This is a genomic window from Streptomyces soli, from assembly GCF_003999195.1.
GTDB classification, from domain to species: domain Bacteria; phylum Actinomycetota; class Actinomycetes; order Streptomycetales; family Streptomycetaceae; genus Actinacidiphila; species Actinacidiphila soli.
Genome location: NZ_RJVR01000303.1, coordinates 34,318 through 51,953, shown reverse-complemented (window position 1 = coordinate 51,953; position 17,636 = coordinate 34,318). Strand labels below are relative to the sequence as shown.

Here is a 17,636-nt window from a genome sequence, read left to right as displayed (position 1 = left end):
CGTCGAATCAAGAAATGAGAGCACGCCATGAGCATGCGGGCATACCAGCTGGAGGGTTTCGACTCCCGCCCCCGGATCGTGGACGTCCCCAGACCCACCCCCGGTGAGGGAGAGGTCCTGGTCCAGGTGCGCGCCTCCTCGGTCAACCCCCTGGACGCCAACATCGCCGGCGGACGTGCCAGACGCTACAAGCAGTACGTCTTCCCGGCGATTCTCGGCACCGACTTCGCCGGTGTCGTGGCGGAGACCGGGCCGGGTGTCACGGGGCTGTCCCCCGGAGACCGGGTGTTCGGCCTGGTGCACGGAAACATCGTGCGGACCGGCTCGTTCGCCGAGTTCCTGGCCGTCCCGCAGGACCAGCTGGCCGCCGTACCGGCCACGGTCGACGACCCGACGGCCGGGGTGCTCGGCCTCGCCGGAGTGACCGCCGCCTGCTGCCTGGACGCGGTCCGGGTCGGGGAGGGGGACACGCTGCTCGTCGTCGGGGGGAGCGGTGGGGTGGGCAGCTTCGCGACGCAGTTCGCCGCGGCTCAGGGTGTCCAGGTCATCGCGACGGCCCGGCCCGGCCCCGAGGAGGACCACGTCCGCAAGATGGGGGCCGCCGAGACCGTCGACTGGGCCGCCGAGGATGTCGCCCTGACGGTGCGGGGGAGGCACCCGGACGGGGTGACGGCCGTGATTGATCTGATCGACCGGGACCCTGCCGCGTTCACCCCGCTCGTCGTTGGGACGCTGGCCCCCGGCGGCCGGGCCGCATCGACACTGCGCGCCGCCGACCCCCAGGCAATGCAGGGCATCCCCGCGGTGAACGTACGCCCGGAGGTCAACGCGAGGGTCCTGCACCGGCTCGCCGAGCTGGCAGAACACAGCCTGCAGGACTCCCCGGCGACCGCCGCGTACGACTTCGACCGGATCGACGCGGCCTTCGAGGCGCTCGCCGCCGGCGCCGTAGGGAAGCTCGCTCTGCGCATTTCGAGCGCAAGTTCATGGGCTCGTTCTCCGAGCGCGGCGTCTGGATCGAGATGATCAAGATCGACGCCAACGCCGATTGGGTCTCGACGGACCCGAACGCCCGGCGTCTGCTGGTGGTCCCTCTCCGGCACCGCCACCGTGGAGGCGCAGGAGATCGGCAAGCTGGCCGCGCTGCAGGTCGACGCCACCGAAGAACTGCGGATCACCGCGACCGAGGAGACGGAGCTCTACCTGCTCGGTCTCCCGCCGGTCGAGGTGCCGGAGACCGACCCGGACAACTTCGACTACTGCCGATGTCCTGGGCAACGCGATCCAGTTCGAGGATCCGAAGGACGAGCGGGACGTCAGCTGACGCGCCGACCCGAAACGACATTGCCGGCTCCTTACGATGAGAAAGCGCTGCTGTGATGCGTACTGTTCGTGATGCCTCGTTCGATGTGCTGCGTCTGCATGGGCTGACCACCATGTTCGCCAACCCCGGCTCGACCGAGGTGTCGTTCCTGTCCGACCTCCCCGACGACCTGGACTTCGTCCTTGCCCTCCACGAAGGGTCGGTCGTCGGGGCGGCCACGGGCTGGGCGATCGCGCGCGGCGAGCCGGCACTCGTCCTGCTGCACACCACGGCTGGTCTGGGCAACGCCGTGGGCGCGCTCGCCACGGCGCGGGTCAACCGGGTCCCGCTGGTGGTCCTCGTCGGTCAGCAGGACCGTCGCCACCTCGCCCAGGAGCCGTTCCTCGCCGGGCGCCTCGAAGGACTGGCCGGTGACTACCCGGTGAGTGTGGAGACCCCGGCGCGGGCCCAGGACGTGCCGGGCGCGATCGGCCGGGCTGTGCATGCCGCCCGCACCGGGCGCGGCCCGGCACTGGTGATCGTCCCGATGAACGACTGGGCGGAACCGGCCGAGGAACTGCCCGTCCCCGCGCCCGCCGTCCTGCGCCACGCGACCACCGCCGACCCGGCGGCGGTCGCCGAGGTCGCCGGGCTGCTCGCCCGGGCCGAGGCCCCCGCCCTCGTCGTGGGCGCGGGCACCGACAGCGCCGAGGCGTGGGCGGCGCTGACCGCGCTCGCCGAACGCCTCGACTGCCCGGTGTGGCAGGAGCCGTTCGGCTCGCGGGCTGGATTCCCGCAGGACCACCACCTGTTCGCGGGTCACCTCCCCGCCGACCGCACCCGGTTGCGCGAGGCCCTGGCGCCGAACGACCTGGTGCTCGTCGTCGGCGCGCCCTTCCTGCGCCAGTACCCGTACGGGCAAGGGCGGTTGACCGGGCCCGGTACGCGGGTCGCCGTGGTCACCGACGACCCCGCCGAGGCCCACCGGGCGCCGGCCGACCTGGCGGTCGTCACCCCGCTGCCCGACTTCTGTGACCGGCTCGCGCGGCGCGTCCCGCCCCGTGAGTCCGGCGAGCCGCGGTCCGTGCGGCCGCCCACCCCGGCGCAGGTCCCGGCCTCGCCGCCGGATCCCGGACAACCGCTGCGGGCCGCACACGTCCTGGCCGCGCTGGCGAGCAGCCTGCCCGCCGACACCGTGATCGTGGAGGAGACCCCGTCCTCCCGCCCCGACCTGCACGCGCTGCTGCCCGCCCGGCGGCCGCTCGGATTTCTCAGCGCCGCCATGGGCGGCCTCGGCTTCGCCATGCCAGCGGCCGTCGGCGTACGGATGGGGCAGCCCCGGCGCCCGGTCGTGGCGGTCGTCGGCGACGGCTCTTCCCTCTACCAGATGCAGTCGCTGTGGACCGCCGTGCACTACGGCGTCGGTGTTGTCTTCGTTGTCCTTGCCAACGGACGCTACGCGATCATGGACCGGCTCGCCGAGCAGCACGGTGGCAAAGCACCGTGGCCCGCTTTCGAACAGGTGAGCGTGAGCGGTCTGGCGGTGGCGCTGGGGTGCCCCGCCCGGAAAATCACGCAGTACTCGGAACTGCTCGCTGCCCTCGACGACATCGTGCCCACCCTGGGCTCCCGCACCGAGCCCGTCGTCCTCGAGGTGGCTGTCGCACCGGACCCCGAGTTCCACCCCTGACCGTCATTCACCCTCTGCAGAAAGAGCTTTTGCGATGCCTCTTCTCGACCCCACGATCTGGTCCGGCAAAGTCAACATCGGCGGCTGGTCACCTGCTACGGGCGGATCCCACGCCGTCACGGAACCCGCCACGGGCGACACCCTGGAACACATCGGCCGCGCGGACGCGGACGACGTGGCACGCGCCGCGTGCCGGGCTGCGGAGGCCCAGCCGGCCTGGGCGCGGGCCCCCTACACCGAGCGGGCCGCGGTGCTCCGCCGGGCCGGGGACCTGTTCCTCGAGAGGGCCGATGAGATCCAGGACTGGTTGATCCGCGAGGCGGGGAGTATCCAGGGAAAGGCCGCCTTCGAGACGGCGACCGCCGCCCAGGAGTGCTACGAGGCGGCGGCGCTGGTCTCCCGGCCGGTCGGCGACCTGCTGCAGTCCGCCGAGCCGCGCCTGAGCATGGTGCGCCGGGTACCCGCCGGGGTGGTCGGCGTGATCGCCCCCTTCAACGTGCCCCTGATCCTGGCCATCCGCTCCGTCGCCCCGGCCCTGGCGCTGGGCAACTCGGTGGTGCTCAAGCCGGACGCGCGCACCGCGGTCGGCGGCGGCGTGTCGATCATGCGGGTGTTCGAGGAGGCCGGACTTCCCGAGGGCGTGCTGTGCCTGGTACCCGGTGGCGCGGAGGCCGGTGCGGCGCTCGTCGCCGATCCGCGGGTGCGGGTCATCTCCTTCACCGGCTCCACCGCGGCCGGCCGGAAGGTCGGCGCGGCCGCCGCCCACCACCTCAAGCGCGCCCACCTGGAACTGGGCGGCAACTCCGCACTGATCGTGCTGCCCGACGCCGACTTGGAGCGCGCCGCGTCCATCGCCGCCTGGGGCTCCTTCTTCCACCAGGGCCAGGTGTGCATGACCACCGGGCGCCACCTCGTCCATGAGTCGATAGCCGACGAGTACACCGAACGGCTCGTCGAGAAGGCTGAACACCTGCCGGTCGGCGATCCTGCCAAGGAGCCGGTCGCGCTCGGCCCCATCATCGACGCGGGCCAGCGCGACAAGATCCACCACCTGGTGCAGGCAAGCGTCGAGGGCGGCGCCAGGCTGGCCGCCGGCGGCACGTACGAGGACCTCTTCTACCGCCCGACGGTCCTGACCGGCGTCACCGACTCCTCCCCGGCATATACGGAGGAGGTCTTCGGCCCGGTCGCGCCCATCCGTACGTTCGGACACGTGGACGAGGCGGTGTCCCTGGCGACGGCCAGTGAGTACGGACTGTCGCTGGGCATCCTCACCCGCGATGTGATGAGGGGCCTCGAACTCGCCGAGCGCATCCCCACCGGCCTGGTCCACATCAACGACCAGACCGTCAACGACGAGGCGGTCGCGCCCTTCGGAGGCGTCGCGGCCTCCGGCACCGGCTCCCGGTTCGGGGGTGTGGCCAACATCGAGGCGTTCACCGAGACGCGGTGGATCACGGCGCGGGCGGAAGCGGCGGTCTACCCTTTCTGAGCCGACCGTCAGCGTTCCTGCTCGCTGGGGCGCATGAGCACTTCGCTCATGGCGACATGGCGGGGACGGGTCACGTATCCGATGGTGTCGGCGACATCCTCGGGCCCGAGCCGCTTCGAACCGCCCGGCCTCGGGGGCGTGTTCGCTTTGGACCTCGGGCGTGCGATGGCGGAAGAGCTCAGTGGCCACCGCGCCCGGCTCCAGCACGCACACCCGTACGTGCCGGCCGGCGACCTCCTGTCGCAGCGACTCGCTGAAGGCGTTCACCGCGTGCTTGGTGGCGCTGTAGACACCGGCTCCCTTGCGGGCCGTACGGCCGGACACCGAGCTGACGTTGACCAGCCGGCTCTGCCTCCCCGGCGTCGTCCCGGACCGGCTGCTCGATGTCCAGGCGACCTATGCGCGGCAACTCGTGCAAGGCGGCGCCCGCCGGGAGGATGCCCTCGCGCGGACGCAGGCCGAGATCTCGGGAAGACTCCCCACCCTGCTCCAGGTCGATCCGCGCCTCACGGTCCTCCGGCGGGTGCTCGACCGGGCGCTTACGAGTGCCGACAGCGGCGAGTTGGACGGAGACGAGGGCTGCACCTGGTCCTGCGAGGAGGCGTTGCTGGGCCCGCCGGTCGGGCGTCCGCACACCATCTGGGGGATGATGGCGAACTACCCGCAGCGGCGGCACGATGCCGCGTCGTCAGTGTCGCCCGCACCCGCATCGCCGCCGGAAGGTTATCCGCGGCGGAACGCGCAGGGCTGCCTGAAGGCGCCGAGTTCGCTGGCAGGGCCGCACGACAACCTGATTTACCCGAACCTGAGTCGGCAAGTCGATCCGGAGATGGAACTCGGCGTGGTGATCAGGAGCCGCGCGCGGAACCCCGGCCTCGATTCCGCCATGAAGGCGGTGGCCGGCTACGTCGGATTCTGCGACGCGGGCGCCAGGGATGTCAGCGCGCTGGACAACAACCGGATAGACCGCGCGAAGGGATTCGACACCTTTAGAGGCCGCGCGAATAGGTGGGGTGGGTGAAGGAGCGGGGCGAGGGGCAAGTCTGGCAAGGCGGTGGGGGTCCCCCCGGCCTTCGGCCGGGGGGACCCCCACCAGCCGCCAGGGCTGGGGGAGAGGGACGCGACGCGGTGGTAGCACTCTCCCCCAGACTCCGTCCGGGGGGACCCCCACCAGCCTTCGGCCGGTGGGGGTGCCCCCGGCGAAGCCAGGGGGAGGACCCCCACCCAGCCGCCAGGCTGGGGGACGTCATCGACCGACGACAACGCCGCCAGGCGCCGCCCATCGACACGCGACGCCGCCCCACCCATTCGCGCGGCCTCTTAGTATCGTCGGGCCCTGGTTCGTGACCGCGAACGAGATTCCCGGCCCGCATGACCTGCGTATACGTTACCGGGTCAATGGCGAGCTTCGGCAGGACGGGAGTTCTGCGCAGATGTTCCGCAGGAGCAACTGAGCTGGCTGACCGCCGCGCTCACCCTGGCTCCGGGCGACGTGCTCTCGACGGGTACCCCGCCCGGCGACAAGCTGCGCGGCGAAGTCGAGGGCCTCGGCCATCGAGAACACGGTGGTGCGGGAAACGGCTCAAGAGAAGCTGAAGACAGACCATTAGTTTTCCCATAAAGGCAAGCACACTGTTAGCCTTGACATCAAGCTATCAGGAGGATTTAGCGCCCGGAAAGGCCGAACGATGACCATGAACCAGCAGCCCGGAAAGATCTACCGGAAAAGGGTCGCCGACCAGATTCTGGAAGACCTCCGGGGGCAGATCCTCAGCGGCACGCTTCCGCACGGCGCGAAGCTGCCGTCCGAGCGTGAACTGGCCGCGCAGTACGGCGTCAGCGGCCCGACCATTCGTGAGGCGATCCGGGTGCTCACGGCGATGGGGCTGGTCTCCTCCAGGAACGGCAGCGGCAGCACCGTGACGGCACAGAGCGACACGCTCATTGCCGTATCCATCGCGGCGGTCGTGCAGTTCGGCAACATGAACGCCCGCGATGTCTTCGGACTGCTCGCCGTGCTCAATACCTACGCGGTCCGACTCGCTGCGGAACGGGCCACCGACGAGGAGATCGCGCTGCTGCGGCAGGCCGCCGAGCGCACGGCGGCCCTCGACACGGACAGCGTCGACCAGGCGGCGGCCAAGCTCAAGAACTACTTCCACATGCTGGCCGGGCTCTCCCACCACCCGCTGCTGATCTCGCTGTGCCGGTTCATCACCGAGGTCCAGATCGGGCTCGCCGTCGAGATGTCGGGCGGGAAACTCGAACGGATCGCGGGGACCCTCTACGGGGCCCGGATGGAGATCGTGGAAGCGCTGGAGAAACGCGACGCGGACCGCGCCGTGGAGTTGGTCCAGAAGTATCACCAGCGCGTGGTCGAACGTATCCAGAAAACGCCGCGCGGCAAGGAGATGACCTCCTCCGACCCGAGGTTCTCCCAGTTGATGGCGTCGTTGCTGGCAAGCGATGTGGCCCTCAACGAGCCGGGGGAGAACTGACGGGTGACGGGCCGATCGCCCTACGGCAGGTGCCGGTCCGCGAGGTCGTCGGGGGCGGCCTGGTGCCAGGAGTCGACCAGGATGTCGTAGAGCTCCTTCTCGTCCTCGAGCGCGGCCAGCCGGGCCCGTACCCAGGAGGAGTGCGCCTCGTGCGGCGGTACCCAGAACTTGTCCGGCTCGGAGGCGATCAGCTCCTCCCGGTCCACCTTGGGGCAGCGCACCGCGAAGGACGTCCTGTCGTCGGGGACGGTGGCGAACATCCGTCCGGCCACGTCGAAGGTGGGGTGGTTCCAGCGTTCCTTCTCCACCGTCTGCGGCAGGGACAGGGCGATTCGGCGTACGTCGTCGGCGTCGAGCATGAGTACATCATCCGCCCGCCGCGCGGCGCTCCAGTGCGGCGGCCAGCAAATTGAGCGCGGCAATGACCCGGTCCCGGTCCGGGCCGAGGCCGGCCAGCAGGTCTGCCTCGACCGCGAGTTGACGGGGGAACATCGCGTCGATCGCCTCCGCCCCGGCCTCGGTGATCGTGACGAGGGCGGCCCGGCGGTCCGCGGGATTGGGCTCGCGTGCGATGAAGCCGCGCTTCTCCAGCTTGGCCAGCGTCTTGCTGATCGCGGCCCGCGAGCACCGCATCCGGTCGGCGATCCGCCGGGCGATGAGCGGCTCGTCGCTGTGCCGCAACTGCACCAGGACGTCCAGTTCGGGCGCGGTGACCGGCGCGGCCTCGTACAGCGGCTCCAGCGCGGCCTCGTACAGCCAGTGGATGCGCTTGATGGGGCCGATGACATCCATCGGGGAGGTGTCGAGCTCCGGCCGCGCGGCGGCCCATTGCTCGCGCGGCGTGTGCACGGTGAAGGGAGGGGGAGGGGAGGTGCGGCTCATCGCTCCGACTTTGTTAACCAGTAGACTATTAGATACGCTTCTTCGATGGTAGCCGCTCAGACCACCACCGAAGGCTCAACGACATCGTCCCCCGCAGCCCCGCCCAAGCGGGTCGCCGCGCTGATCGCTGTACTCGGTGCCCTGACGGCGGTCGCTCCGCTGTCCACCGACATGTACGTACCCGGCTTCCCGGAGATGGGCAGCTCCCTGCACGCGAGCGCTTCCGCCGTACAGCTGTCGATGACGGCCTTCCTGGCCGGCGCGGTCCTCGGGCAGATCCTCATCGGCCCGCTCAGCGACGGCCTCGGCCGCCGCAGGCTGCTCATATCCGGCACCGCCGCCTTCGCCGCGCTCTCCTTCCTCTGCGCCGTCGCGCCCAACGTCCAGGTCCTGATCGGGGCCCGCTTCCTCGAAGGCGTCGCGGGCGCGGCGGGCATGGTGCTGGCCCGCGCGGTGATCACCGACTGGTTCCATGGCGCGGACATTCCCCGGTATTTCTCCATGCTCTCCATGGTTCTGGGCATCGCACCGGTCGCGGCGCCCGTCGTCGGCGGCGCGATTTTGTCCGTCTCCACCTGGCGGGCCACCTTCTTCGTGCTCACAGCGGCTGGTGTCCTGCTGCTCCTGGCCGTTCTGGCCAAGGTGCCCGAGTCGCTGCCGCCGGCGCGGCGGCGGGCGGTTGGTCTCGGCAGCACCTTCCGGGCCATGGGCCGACTGCTCGGCCGCCGTACGTTCGTGGGCCATGTGCTGACGCTGGGCTTCGGCACCGCCGCCCTCTTCACGTACATCTCGGGCTCCAGCTTCGTCTTCGAGAACATCTACGGCGTCTCGGCGACCCAGTACAGCCTGATCTTCGCGGTCAACGCGCTCGGCATGCTGCTGGCCGGCGGGACGTTCGGCGTGCTGGCCCGCCGGATGCGGATGAACACGCTGCTGACCCTCGGCGTGTCGGTAGCGGCGGCCGGTGTCATCGGACAGGTGCTGTTGATCGCCACCGTCGGCAGCAGCCTCGCGGGCACCTGGTGCTGCCTGTTCGTCGCTCTGGCGGGCATCGGGATGGTCTTCCCGGCCAGCATGAGCCTGGGTCAGACACTGGGCCGGCACGCACCCGGTACGGCGTCGGCATTGCTCGGCGGTACCCAGTTCCTGCTCGGGGCGCTCGCCTCGCCGCTGGTGGGGCTGTTCGGCACCAGCAGTGCGACGCCGATGGCGGCCATCATGCTCGGCGCGCTGGCCTGCGCCGCACTGTCGCTGACCCTACTGGCCCGGCCCTGGCAGGGGCACGGCGAATTCCAGGAATCCCCCCGCACTGTTGCAGCCGCGTGAAATCCCGGCGGTAGGCGTGGCCGACGGGAATAGCCGGACGCCATGCTGCCGCTGATCGCAGCGAGTCCCCACCCGAACACGCAACCGCCCGAACAACCTTGAACACCCCGAACACCGATCATCCCCCCAGGAGTCATCCGAATGTCCCGTAGCGCCGTCACCTCCGCCCCCGTGCACCCGCTGCTCGCCGAGCGCTGGAGCCCGCGCTCCTTCGACCCCTCCTACGAGATCACCGACGGGCAGCTCGCATCCCTGCTCGAGGCGGCCCGCTGGGCCGCGTCGGCGCGCAACATCCAGCCGTGGCGCTTCATCGTCGGACGGCGCGGCGACGAGACGTACAAGGCAGTGCACAACGCCCTGATCGGCTTCAACCAGGTCTGGGCCGGCAACGCTTCCGTCCTCATCGCCGCGGTCACCGCCGAACGGCTGGAGGACGGCTCGCCCAACGCGACGGCCGCGTACGACACCGGCCTCGCCGTCGCCCAACTCACGGTCCAGGCGCACGCGGAGGGCCTGCATGCCCACCAGATGGGCGGCTTCGTGCCCGAGCGGCTCGCCGCGTCCTTCGACATCCCCGAGGGCTTCCGGCCGCTCGCCGTCATCGCCCTCGGCGCGCTGGCCGAGGCCGACCGGCTGCCCGACGAGACGCTGCGGGCCCGCGAGACCGAGACCCGGGCGCGCCGTCCGCTGGACGAGACCTTCTTCGCCGGCTCCTGGCAGACCCCGCTCGGCATCGGCTGACGGAGCCGCCATCCCCCCGGCCCTGCGGCCCGCGTGCCGCAGGGCCCCGGGTCAGGCCGGGGTGATCCGCCCGTAGCGCCCCGCGATCTGCATGTCGGCCTCGATGCGCGCCGCCGTCGCCCGCAGCGGCGGCAGCAGGTCCTCGCGGGCGTGCTCGGCGGTGCTGCGGCTGGCGTGCGTCGAGACGTTCACTGCTGCCACGACCCTCCCGGTGCGGTCGTGCACCGGGACGGCGATCGACCGCAGCCCCTCCTCCAGCTCCTCGTCGACGAGTACGTATCCCTCCCGCTCGGCCCGTTCCAGGATGGCCGCGAGCCTGTCCGCCGAGGTGACGGTGTGCCGGGTGAGCGGCTTCAGCTCCGTACGGGCCAGCCGCTCGGCCCGCTCGTGCGCGGGCAGGCCGGACAGGAGTACGCGGCCCATGGCGGTGGCGTACGCGGGAAAGCGGGTGCCGACCGTGATGTTGACGCTCATGATGCGCACCGTGGGGACGCGCGCCACGTACTGGATGTCGTCGCCGGACAGGACGGCCATCGACGCGGACTCGTGTACCTGCCCGACCAGCTCGACCAGGTGCGGCTGGGTGATCTGGGGGAGGGTGAGCGCGGAGAGGTGGGCGAAGCCCAGCTCCAGGATGCGCGGGGTCGGCCGGAAGAGCCGTCCGTCGTGGGCGACGTAGTCCAGGTGCTCCAGGGTGATCAGTGAGCGCCGGGCGGTGGCCCGGGCGAGCCCGGTGGCCTCGGCGACGGCGGTCAGCGGCAGCTCGGCGTGGCCCTGGTCGAAGGCGGTCAGGACGGTGAGGCCGCGCGCGAGGGACTCCACGAACTCCGGGCCCAGTTCCTGCTTGGAGGCGCGGGTCCAGGCGGCGGGAGCCGAGCCGGCCGCCGGGGGAGCGGCGGGTTCGGCGCCGGCGGACAGCGCGGCCTCCATGGCGCCGACCGTCTCGCGCAACCGTGGGAGGACCGCCTCGCGCAGCGATTCCGCGCTGTGCCGGCTGGTGTGGCTGACCACGCTCACCGCGCACACCGGGCGCCCTCGGCTGTCCCGTACCGGCATCGCGACCGCGACCAGGCCGGGCTCGATCAACTGGTCGTCCGCCGACCAGCCCTGCTCCCGCGCGTCGGCCGTACGCCGCTCGAAGGAGCCGGCCGCGTCGGCGCGCCCGTGCGGCGGCACCGCGGGGAAGCCGCTGTCCGTCGGGTCCGCCGCGCGCCGGAGGTGCCACCGCTCCCAGTCCTCGCCGGTCCAGTCGGCGGCGAACAGCGCACCCGGTGCGCCGCGCTCGGCGGGCAGCAGGTCACCGATGCGGAAGGTGAGCGACATGGCCCGGCGCCGGGTGGCCTGGTGGGCGAAGCGCACTCCGTCCTGGTCGGGGACGGCGATCGACACCGACTCGTCGAGGCTGTCGGCGAGGGAGTCGGCGAGCGGGCCGAGCAGATCGGGCAGCCGGCAGGCCGAGAGATAGGCGTTGCCCAGCTCCATCAGCCGGGGAGCGAGCACCGCGTCCCGGCCCTCGACCCGCAGGTATCCGGTCCTGGCCAGGGTGCTGACCACCCGGTCGACGGTGGACCGGGCCAGGCCCGTGGCCCGTACGAGATCGCCCACCGAACGCCGTCCGTCGGCGGCGGCGAGTTCGCGGAGTACCGCGAGGCCCCGGATCAGCGGGCCCACGGCCTCCTGCGGCGGCGCCACCTCGGCGGTGACGGGAGGCGTCATCTGCTCTCTCCACAAGAGATCAAGGAGTGATGGGGGACCCCCGGACGGAGTCTGGGGGAGAAACAGTACTGGCGCAAAGCGTTGACAGGGCAGATGCCTTCGGATCAGACTCTGACGTAAGCTATTGTGAACTAAAGTTCACTGTACGAACAAGAGCTAACAGGAGAGGGCGACGAATGGACAAGGTGGTCGCTTCGGCCGAAGAGGCCGTGGCTGATGTCCATGACGGAGCGTCGATCGCAGTCGGCGGCTTCGGTCTCAGCGGCGTCCCGAACACGCTGATCGACGCCGTGCGCGACAAGGGCGTCAGCGGCCTGAGCGTGGTGTCCAACAACTGCGGCGCCATGGACTCAGGCCTTGCCGTGCTGCTCTCCGCGGGCCGCATAGTCCGCGTCACCGGCAGCTACATCGGCGGGAACAAGGAGTTCGCCCGCCAGTACCTGGGCGGTGAGCTGGAGCTCGAACTGATCCCGCAGGGCACTCTCGCCGAGCGGCTGCGCGCCGGCGGCTGCGGCATCCCCGCCTTCTTCACCCCGGCCGGCGTCGGCACCCAGGTCGCCGACGGCGGCCTGCCGTGGCGCTACGACGGCAACGGCGGCGTCGCCCTAGCCTCCCCGCCCAAGGAAGTCCGCGAGTTCGACGGCACCGAATACGTCCTCGAGCGCGGCATCACCACCGACTTCGCCCTCGTACGGGCCGCCAGGGGCGACCGGCACGGCAACCTGGTCTTCAACAAGTCCAGCCGCAACTTCAACCCGCTCGCCGCCATGGCGGGCCGGATCACCATCGCCGAGGTCGAGGAGCTGGTCGAGCCCGGCGAGCTCGACCCGGACCAGGTCCATCTGCCGGGAATCTTCGTCCAGCGCGTGGTGGCGCTCACCCCCGCGCAGGCCGCCGACAAGAAGATCGAGAAGATCACCGTCACGCCCAGGGAGGTGCAGGTCTGATGGCCTGGACGCGAGACGACATGGCCGCCCGCGCGGCCCGGGAACTGCGCGACGGCGAGTACGTCAACCTCGGCATCGGCCTCCCCACCCTGATCCCCAACCACCTCCCCGAGGGCGTCCACGTCATCCTCGAGTCGGAGAACGGCATCCTCGGCACCGGACCCTTCCCGCACGAGGACGACCTCGACCCGGACCTGATCAACGCCGGCAAGGAGACCGTCACGGTCCTGCCCGGCGCCTCGTTCTTCGACTCGGCCCTGTCCTTCGGCATGATCCGCGGCGGCCATATCGACGCCGCCGTGCTCGGCGCCATGCAGGTCTCCGCCGACGGCGACCTCGCCAACTGGGCCATCCCTGGGAAGATGGTCACCGGCATCGGCGGCGCCATGGACCTGGTGCACGGCGCCCGCCGGGTCATCGTCACCATGACCCACACCGCCAAGGACGGCAGCCCCAAGATCCTGGAGAAGTGCGAGCTCCCGCTCACCGGCAAGGCCTGCGTCGACCGGATCATCACCGACCTGGGTGTCCTGGACGTCACCGATGACGGCCTGGTGCTGGTCGAGACCGCCCCCGGCGTCGCCCTCGAGGAGATCGAGCAGAAGACGGCCGCCAAGGTCCGCATCGCCGAAGGGATCGTCCGATGAGTTTCCGCCCGCGTGACGTCTACATCGTCGACGCCGTCCGCACCCCGGTCGGCAAGTACAACGGCTCCCTGTCCTCGGTCCGCCCGGACGACCTGGCCGCTCACGCCATCCGCGAACTGCTGGCCCGTACCCCCGGCCTGGACCCGGCCCGCATCGGCGACGTCTACTTCGGCAACGCCAACGGCGCCGGCGAGGAGAACCGCAACGTCGGCCGCATGGCCGGGCTGCTCGCCGGGCTCCCGGTCACCGTCCCCGGCGTCACCGTCAACCGGCTGTGCGCCTCAGGTCTCGAAGCCGTCATCCAGGCCGCCCGCGCCATCGCGCTCGGCGACCTGTCCATCGCCGTGGCCGGCGGCGTCGAGTCGATGACCCGGGCCCCGTACGTCCTGCCGAAGAACGACCGGCCCTTCCCGGCCGGGCACACCGAGCTGTACTCCACCACCCTCGGCTGGCGCATGGTCAACCCGAAGATGGACCCGCAGTGGACGGTGCCGCTCGGCGAGAGCGCCGAACTGATCGCCGAGAAGCACAAGATCACCCGCGAGCAGCAGGACGAGTTCGCCCTCGCCTCGCATCGCAAGGCCGCCCAGGCCTGGGACCAGGGCCTGTTCGACGACGAGGCGGTCCCGGTCCCCATCCCGCAGCGCAAGGGTGACCCGGTCGTCTTCGCCCGCGACGAGTCCGTCCGCGCGGACGCCTCCCTGGCCGCCATGGCCAAGCTCAAGCCGTCCTTCCGGAAGGCGAGCGAAGCGAGGTCGGGGTCCTCCCCCAGCCTGGCGGCTGGGGGAGGACCCCACCGGCCGGAGGCTGGGGGAGGCACGGTCACCCCCGGCAACGCCTCCCCGCTCAACGACGGCGCCGCCGCCCTGCTGCTCGTCGACGAGGAAGGCCTCAAGGCCACCGGCCGCGAGCCGCTCGCCCGCGTCTCCGCCACCGGTGTGTCCGCCATCGAGCCGCACTACTTCGGCCTCGCCCCCGTCGAGGCCGTGAACCGTGCCCTGGCCCGCGCCGGCAAGACCTTCGACGACCTCACCACGCTGGAGCTCAACGAGGCCTTCGCCGCCCAGGTGCTGGGCTGCGTCGCCGAATGGCCCGAGTTCGACCCGGCGATCCTCAACCCGCGCGGCGGCGCCATCGCCATCGGCCACCCGCTCGGCGCCTCCGGAGCCCGCCTGGCCGGCTCCGTCGCCCACCAGCTCAAGGCAGCGGGCTCCGGCACCGGTGTGGCCACCCTCTGCATCGGCGTCGGCCAAGGCCTCGCCCTCGTCCTGGAAAGGTAGGAAAGACCCGCATGACCACCCCCCTCACCCAGGGCGACATCAGCGCCGAGATCGCCGATGAGCGCGAGGCGTACGCCAAGCGCGTCGCGGACGGCGCGCCCGTGGAGAACCACCCCAGCCGCGGCTACGCCCCGTACCGCAGCAGCGTCCTGCGCCACCCCAAGCAGCCGCTGGTCGCCGTCAACGGCGACCCCGAGGCCGTCGAACTGACCGGCCCGGCCTTCGGCGTCACCGACATCACCGCCTTCGACCACGACCTCACCAGGCAGCACCACGGCGAGCCCCTCGGCGAGCGCATCAAGGTCACCGGCCGCATCCTCGACCGCGAGGGGCGAGCGGTTCGTGGGCAGCTCATCGAGATCTGGCAGGCCAACGCCTCCGGTCGTTACGCCCACCAGCGCGACGACCACCCGGCCCCGCTCGACCCCAACTTCACCGGCGTCGGCCGCACCCTGACCGGCACAGACGGCGAGTACGAGTTCGTCACCATCAAGCCCGGCGCCTACCCGTGGCGCAACCACGTCAACGCCTGGCGCCCGGCGCACATCCACTTCTCGCTCTTCGGCACGGCGTTCACCCAGCGCCTGGTCACCCAGATGTACTTCCCCGGAGACCCGCTCTTCGCGTACGACCCCATCCTGCAGTCCGTCACCGACGAGTCCGCGCGGGCTCGCCTGGTCGCCGCCTACGACCACGACCTGTCCACCCCCGAATGGTCGCTCGGCTACCGCTGGGACATCGTCCTCGACGGTCCCGCCGCCACCTGGATCGAGGAGGGCCGCTGATGTCTCTCGCCCCCACCCCCTCGCAGACCGTAGGCCCCTTCTACGGCTACGCCCTCCCCTTCGCCAAGGGCGGCGACATCGCGCCCACCGGCCACCCGGACACCGTCACCGTCCACGGCTACGTCTACGATGGCGCCGGCCTGCCCATCCCCGACGCCATCGTCGAGGTCTGGCAGCCCGCCCCCGACGGCTCCCGCACCGGCGCCCCCGGCTCGCTGCGCCGCGACCCCGTCAAGGGCGAGATCATCGGCCGCGACGGCGTCGCCTTCACCGGCTTCGGCCGCATCGCCACCGACGCCGACGGCCACTACGTCATCCGTACGCTGCCGCCGGGCGGAGCCCCGTACCTGTCGCTCATCGTCTTCGCGCGCGGCCTGCTACACCACCTGTACACCCGGGCCTACCTGCCCGAGCTGACCGACCCGACGGCCGACCCGCTGCTCGCCTCGCTGAGCCCCGAGCGCCGGGACACGCTGCTCGCCACGCCGGACACCGGCAGCGCCCCGGGGGTCCTTCGTTTCGACATCCGTCTGCAGTACGACGGTGTGCATGAGGAGACGGTCTTCCTTGCCTTCGACTGACCCCGCCGAGGACTTCGGCCTGCTCTCACCGGTGCGGGCCGGGTCCGAGGCCGAAGCTGCCACGGGCGACGCCGCGTACGTACGCGCCATGCTCGACGCCGAGGCCGCGCTCACCCGCGCCCAGGCAGCGCTGGGCCTCGCCCCGGCCTCGGCGGCGGCTGCCGTCACGGAGGCGGCCGCCGACACCGGCCGCTACGACGTACGGGACCTGGCGCTGCGCGCCCGCGCCGGCGGCAACCCGGTCATCCCGCTGATCGCCGACCTCACGGCGGCCGCCGCCGAGCGCGACGCGGAAGCGGGCGCCTACGTCCACCGCGGCGCGACCAGCCAGGACATCCTGGACACGGCAGTCATGTTGGTCGCCTCCCGCGCCCTGGCGCCGGTGCTGATCGACCTCGACCGCGCGGCCGACGCGCTGGGCCGGCTCGCCGCCGAGCACCGCGACACGCCGCTGCCCGGCCGCACCCTGACGCAACACGCCGTCCCCACCACGTTCGGGCTGAAGGCGGCCGGCTGGCGGGCCCTGGTGCTCGACGCCCGCGACCGCCTCGCCGCCGTCCGCGCCTCCCTCCCGGCCCAACTCGGCGGAGCGGCAGGCACATTGGCCGCCTTCCAGGCCTTCGCCGAGGCCTACGGGGTGGCCCCCGAGGGCGACGTCGGCGTCCTGCTGCTCGCCGCCTACGCCGCCGAGACCGGCCTCGCCGAGCCCGCGCTGCCCTGGCACACACTGCGTACCCCCATCGCGGACCTCGGCGGTGCACTGGCCTTCGCGGCGGGCGCCCTCGGCAAGATCGCGGCCGACGTGCTACTGCTGTCCCGCACCGAGATCGGCGAACTCTCCGAAGGCACCGGCGGCGGCTCCTCCGCCATGCCCCACAAGGCCAACCCCGTCCGCGCCACCCTCATCTCCGCCGCCGCCCGCCAGGTCCCCGCCCTCGCCTCCGTCCTCTTCGGCTCCCTCGCCGCCGAGGACGAACGCCCCGCCGGTGCCTGGCACGCCGAATGGCAGCCCCTCCGCGAAGCCCTTCGCCTCGTCGGCGGCGCCTCCCGCGACGCCGCCGAACTCGTCGAAGGCCTCCGCGTGCACCCCCACCGCATGCGCGACAACCTCGACGCCACGGAAGGCCTCATCGTCTCCGAGCACCTCGCCGCGGCCTTCACCGCCCTGATCGGCCGCGGCGAGGCCAAATCCGCCCTCGCCCGGGCTGCCCGCCGCGCGGTCGAGGAGGGCCTCGAACTCGACGAAGCGCTTCTCGAAGAGCCCGCGCTCGCCGGCGTCCTCCCCAAGGAGCGCCTCCGCGAACTCACCGACCCCCTCACCTACTTGGGCTCCGCAGCAGCCCTCGTCGACCGCGCCCTGCGGCGCGCCGAGCCATGACCGGGTTGTGGGAAGGCGTTCCGCAAGGCGAGCGGAGCGAGATAGGGGCACCTCCCGGCCGAAGGCTGGGGGTGGGGGCACTCTCCCCCAACCTTCGGCCGGGAGGTGCCCCCACCAGCCTTCGGCCGGTGGGGGTGCCCCCGGCGAAGCCAGGGGGAGGACCCCCACCCAAAGGAAGCTTTTGGGGAGGCTGGCACAACCCGGCCACGGGCCTCAGGCCGCCGACGCACCCTCGGACACCCACCGTCGTGGTGCGAGCCCGTCGCCGGGTGCGGGCGGGTTGGGCCAGCCCGTCCCGCCCGAGGCAAACGCCCAACCCGGGGGGATCCAGGGGGCGGAGCCCCCGGTTTCGGGAAGGTGCGGGTGCGGG

Annotated in this window: 17 protein-coding genes and 2 pseudogenes; 15 read left to right on the top strand and 4 right to left on the bottom strand. The window is 71.7% G+C overall.

Annotated elements, in window-relative coordinates; translation table 11 throughout:
* Positions 1 to 27 precede the first annotated feature (27 nt).
* The 4 genes from EFK10_RS34300 (at position 28) to EFK10_RS34285 (ending at position 4,485) form a co-directional block, all read left to right on the top strand.
* Positions 28 to 1,026 (top strand): NADP-dependent oxidoreductase, encoded by a 999-nt coding sequence (locus tag EFK10_RS34300; RefSeq protein ID WP_127359545.1) that lies wholly within the window; start codon positions 28 to 30, stop codon positions 1,024 to 1,026.
* An 84-nt stretch (positions 1,027 to 1,110) separates the two neighbouring features.
* Positions 1,111 to 1,380: a hypothetical protein gene (locus EFK10_RS34295; protein WP_127359544.1), complete on the top strand. Its 270-nt coding sequence runs from the start codon at positions 1,111 to 1,113 to the stop codon at positions 1,378 to 1,380.
* Entirely contained in the window at positions 1,380 to 2,993 is a 1,614-nt protein-coding gene (locus EFK10_RS34290) for a thiamine pyrophosphate-dependent enzyme (RefSeq protein WP_127359543.1), read from the top strand. The genes EFK10_RS34295 and EFK10_RS34290 overlap by 1 nt, the downstream gene beginning before the upstream one ends.
* 34 nt (positions 2,994 to 3,027) lie before the next feature.
* Complete coding sequence (locus tag EFK10_RS34285; RefSeq protein WP_127359542.1) at positions 3,028 to 4,485, top strand: benzaldehyde dehydrogenase; 1,458 nt, start codon at positions 3,028 to 3,030, stop codon at positions 4,483 to 4,485.
* Positions 4,486 to 4,704: 219 nt separating this feature from the next.
* Here EFK10_RS34285 and EFK10_RS53555 read toward each other — a convergent pair.
* Positions 4,705 to 4,809, bottom strand: a pseudogene (locus EFK10_RS53555) (oxidoreductase); the annotation flags it as partial.
* Positions 4,810 to 4,819: 10 nt separating this feature from the next.
* Here EFK10_RS53555 and EFK10_RS34275 point away from each other — a divergent pair.
* From EFK10_RS34275 to EFK10_RS34265, 3 genes and pseudogenes are all read left to right on the top strand, one after another.
* Positions 4,820 to 5,506: a fumarylacetoacetate hydrolase family protein gene (locus tag EFK10_RS34275; RefSeq protein WP_127359541.1), complete on the top strand. Its 687-nt coding sequence runs from the start codon at positions 4,820 to 4,822 to the stop codon at positions 5,504 to 5,506.
* Positions 5,499 to 6,106 (top strand): annotated as a pseudogene (locus EFK10_RS53550) (fumarylacetoacetate hydrolase family protein). The gene EFK10_RS34275 and the pseudogene EFK10_RS53550 overlap by 8 nt, the downstream one beginning before the upstream one ends.
* 67 nt (positions 6,107 to 6,173) lie before the next feature.
* The gene (locus tag EFK10_RS34265; RefSeq protein ID WP_127359540.1) at positions 6,174 to 6,983 is read left to right on the top strand and encodes a FadR/GntR family transcriptional regulator; all 810 of its coding nucleotides are present in this window, start codon (positions 6,174 to 6,176) and stop codon (positions 6,981 to 6,983) included.
* 20 nt (positions 6,984 to 7,003) lie between these two features.
* Here EFK10_RS34265 and EFK10_RS34260 read toward each other — a convergent pair whose 3' ends face one another.
* Entirely contained in the window at positions 7,004 to 7,342 is a 339-nt protein-coding gene (locus tag EFK10_RS34260) for an MmcQ/YjbR family DNA-binding protein (protein ID WP_127359539.1), read from the bottom strand.
* Between the two features lie 7 nt (positions 7,343 to 7,349).
* Positions 7,350 to 7,865: a MarR family winged helix-turn-helix transcriptional regulator gene (locus EFK10_RS34255; protein ID WP_127359538.1), complete on the bottom strand. Its 516-nt coding sequence runs from the start codon at positions 7,863 to 7,865 to the stop codon at positions 7,350 to 7,352.
* A gap of 45 nt (positions 7,866 to 7,910) precedes the next feature.
* Here EFK10_RS34255 and EFK10_RS34250 point away from each other — a divergent pair, with 45 nt between their 5' ends.
* Positions 7,911 to 9,191 (top strand): multidrug effflux MFS transporter, encoded by a 1,281-nt coding sequence (locus tag EFK10_RS34250; protein ID WP_127359537.1) that lies wholly within the window; start codon positions 7,911 to 7,913, stop codon positions 9,189 to 9,191.
* 141 nt (positions 9,192 to 9,332) lie between these two features.
* Positions 9,333 to 9,932: a nitroreductase family protein gene (locus EFK10_RS34245; RefSeq protein ID WP_127359536.1), complete on the top strand. Its 600-nt coding sequence runs from the start codon at positions 9,333 to 9,335 to the stop codon at positions 9,930 to 9,932.
* Between the two features lie 51 nt (positions 9,933 to 9,983).
* On the opposite strand, the gene EFK10_RS34240 is transcribed toward EFK10_RS34245, so the two are convergent.
* On the bottom strand, positions 9,984 to 11,648 hold the full coding sequence (locus EFK10_RS34240) for an IclR family transcriptional regulator domain-containing protein (protein WP_127359535.1): 1,665 nt from the start codon (positions 11,646 to 11,648) through the stop codon (positions 9,984 to 9,986).
* Between the two features lie 176 nt (positions 11,649 to 11,824).
* Here EFK10_RS34240 and EFK10_RS34235 point away from each other — a divergent pair, with 176 nt between their 5' ends.
* Genes EFK10_RS34235 through pcaB form a run of 6 tightly spaced genes read left to right on the top strand, consistent with a single transcriptional unit; the run spans position 11,825 to position 17,266 of the window.
* A complete protein-coding gene (locus EFK10_RS34235) occupies positions 11,825 to 12,595 on the top strand; it encodes a CoA transferase subunit A (protein WP_127359534.1) in 771 nt (256 codons plus the stop codon).
* Entirely contained in the window at positions 12,595 to 13,242 is a 648-nt protein-coding gene (locus EFK10_RS34230) for a CoA transferase subunit B (protein WP_127359533.1), read from the top strand. Before EFK10_RS34235 ends, EFK10_RS34230 begins: the two co-directional genes overlap by 1 nt.
* Positions 13,239 to 14,522 carry a thiolase family protein gene (locus EFK10_RS34225; protein ID WP_127359532.1) on the top strand — a complete coding sequence of 428 codons (1,284 nt, stop codon included), beginning with the start codon at positions 13,239 to 13,241 and terminating at the stop codon, positions 14,520 to 14,522. Before EFK10_RS34230 ends, EFK10_RS34225 begins: the two co-directional genes overlap by 4 nt.
* Before the next feature lie 11 nt (positions 14,523 to 14,533).
* The gene (gene pcaH / locus EFK10_RS34220; protein ID WP_127359531.1) at positions 14,534 to 15,307 is read left to right on the top strand and encodes a protocatechuate 3,4-dioxygenase subunit beta; all 774 of its coding nucleotides are present in this window, start codon (positions 14,534 to 14,536) and stop codon (positions 15,305 to 15,307) included.
* Complete coding sequence (pcaG, locus tag EFK10_RS34215) at positions 15,307 to 15,888, top strand: protocatechuate 3,4-dioxygenase subunit alpha (protein WP_127359530.1); 582 nt, start codon at positions 15,307 to 15,309, stop codon at positions 15,886 to 15,888. Before pcaH ends, pcaG begins: the two co-directional genes overlap by 1 nt.
* Positions 15,857 to 17,266 (top strand): 3-carboxy-cis,cis-muconate cycloisomerase, encoded by a 1,410-nt coding sequence (gene pcaB, locus EFK10_RS34210; RefSeq protein ID WP_127359529.1) that lies wholly within the window; start codon positions 15,857 to 15,859, stop codon positions 17,264 to 17,266. The genes pcaG and pcaB overlap by 32 nt, the downstream gene beginning before the upstream one ends.
* Positions 17,267 to 17,636 lie beyond the last annotated feature (370 nt).

Excerpts from the sequence above, each read along its gene's own strand:
- pcaG (WP_127359530.1), top strand. The coding sequence starts at position 15,307 with ATGTCTCTCGCCCCCACCCCCTCGCAGACCGTAGGCCCCTTCTACGGC.
- EFK10_RS34245 (WP_127359536.1), top strand. The coding sequence starts at position 9,333 with ATGTCCCGTAGCGCCGTCACCTCCGCCCCCGTGCACCCGCTGCTCGCC.
- pcaB (WP_127359529.1), top strand. The coding sequence starts at position 15,857 with ATGAGGAGACGGTCTTCCTTGCCTTCGACTGACCCCGCCGAGGACTTC.
- EFK10_RS34300 (WP_127359545.1), top strand. The coding sequence starts at position 28 with ATGAGCATGCGGGCATACCAGCTGGAGGGTTTCGACTCCCGCCCCCGG.
- EFK10_RS34230 (WP_127359533.1), top strand. The coding sequence starts at position 12,595 with ATGGCCTGGACGCGAGACGACATGGCCGCCCGCGCGGCCCGGGAACTG.
- EFK10_RS34290 (WP_127359543.1), top strand. The coding sequence starts at position 1,380 with ATGCGTACTGTTCGTGATGCCTCGTTCGATGTGCTGCGTCTGCATGGG.
- EFK10_RS34225 (WP_127359532.1), top strand. The coding sequence starts at position 13,239 with ATGAGTTTCCGCCCGCGTGACGTCTACATCGTCGACGCCGTCCGCACC.
- EFK10_RS34240 (WP_127359535.1), bottom strand. The coding sequence starts at position 11,648 with ATGACGCCTCCCGTCACCGCCGAGGTGGCGCCGCCGCAGGAGGCCGTG.
- EFK10_RS34255 (WP_127359538.1), bottom strand. The coding sequence starts at position 7,865 with ATGAGCCGCACCTCCCCTCCCCCTCCCTTCACCGTGCACACGCCGCGC.
- EFK10_RS34265 (WP_127359540.1), top strand. The coding sequence starts at position 6,174 with ATGACCATGAACCAGCAGCCCGGAAAGATCTACCGGAAAAGGGTCGCC.
- EFK10_RS34285 (WP_127359542.1), top strand. The coding sequence starts at position 3,028 with ATGCCTCTTCTCGACCCCACGATCTGGTCCGGCAAAGTCAACATCGGC.
- EFK10_RS34235 (WP_127359534.1), top strand. The coding sequence starts at position 11,825 with ATGGACAAGGTGGTCGCTTCGGCCGAAGAGGCCGTGGCTGATGTCCAT.
- pcaH (WP_127359531.1), top strand. The coding sequence starts at position 14,534 with ATGACCACCCCCCTCACCCAGGGCGACATCAGCGCCGAGATCGCCGAT.
- EFK10_RS34250 (WP_127359537.1), top strand. The coding sequence starts at position 7,911 with ATGGTAGCCGCTCAGACCACCACCGAAGGCTCAACGACATCGTCCCCC.
- EFK10_RS34260 (WP_127359539.1), bottom strand. The coding sequence starts at position 7,342 with ATGCTCGACGCCGACGACGTACGCCGAATCGCCCTGTCCCTGCCGCAG.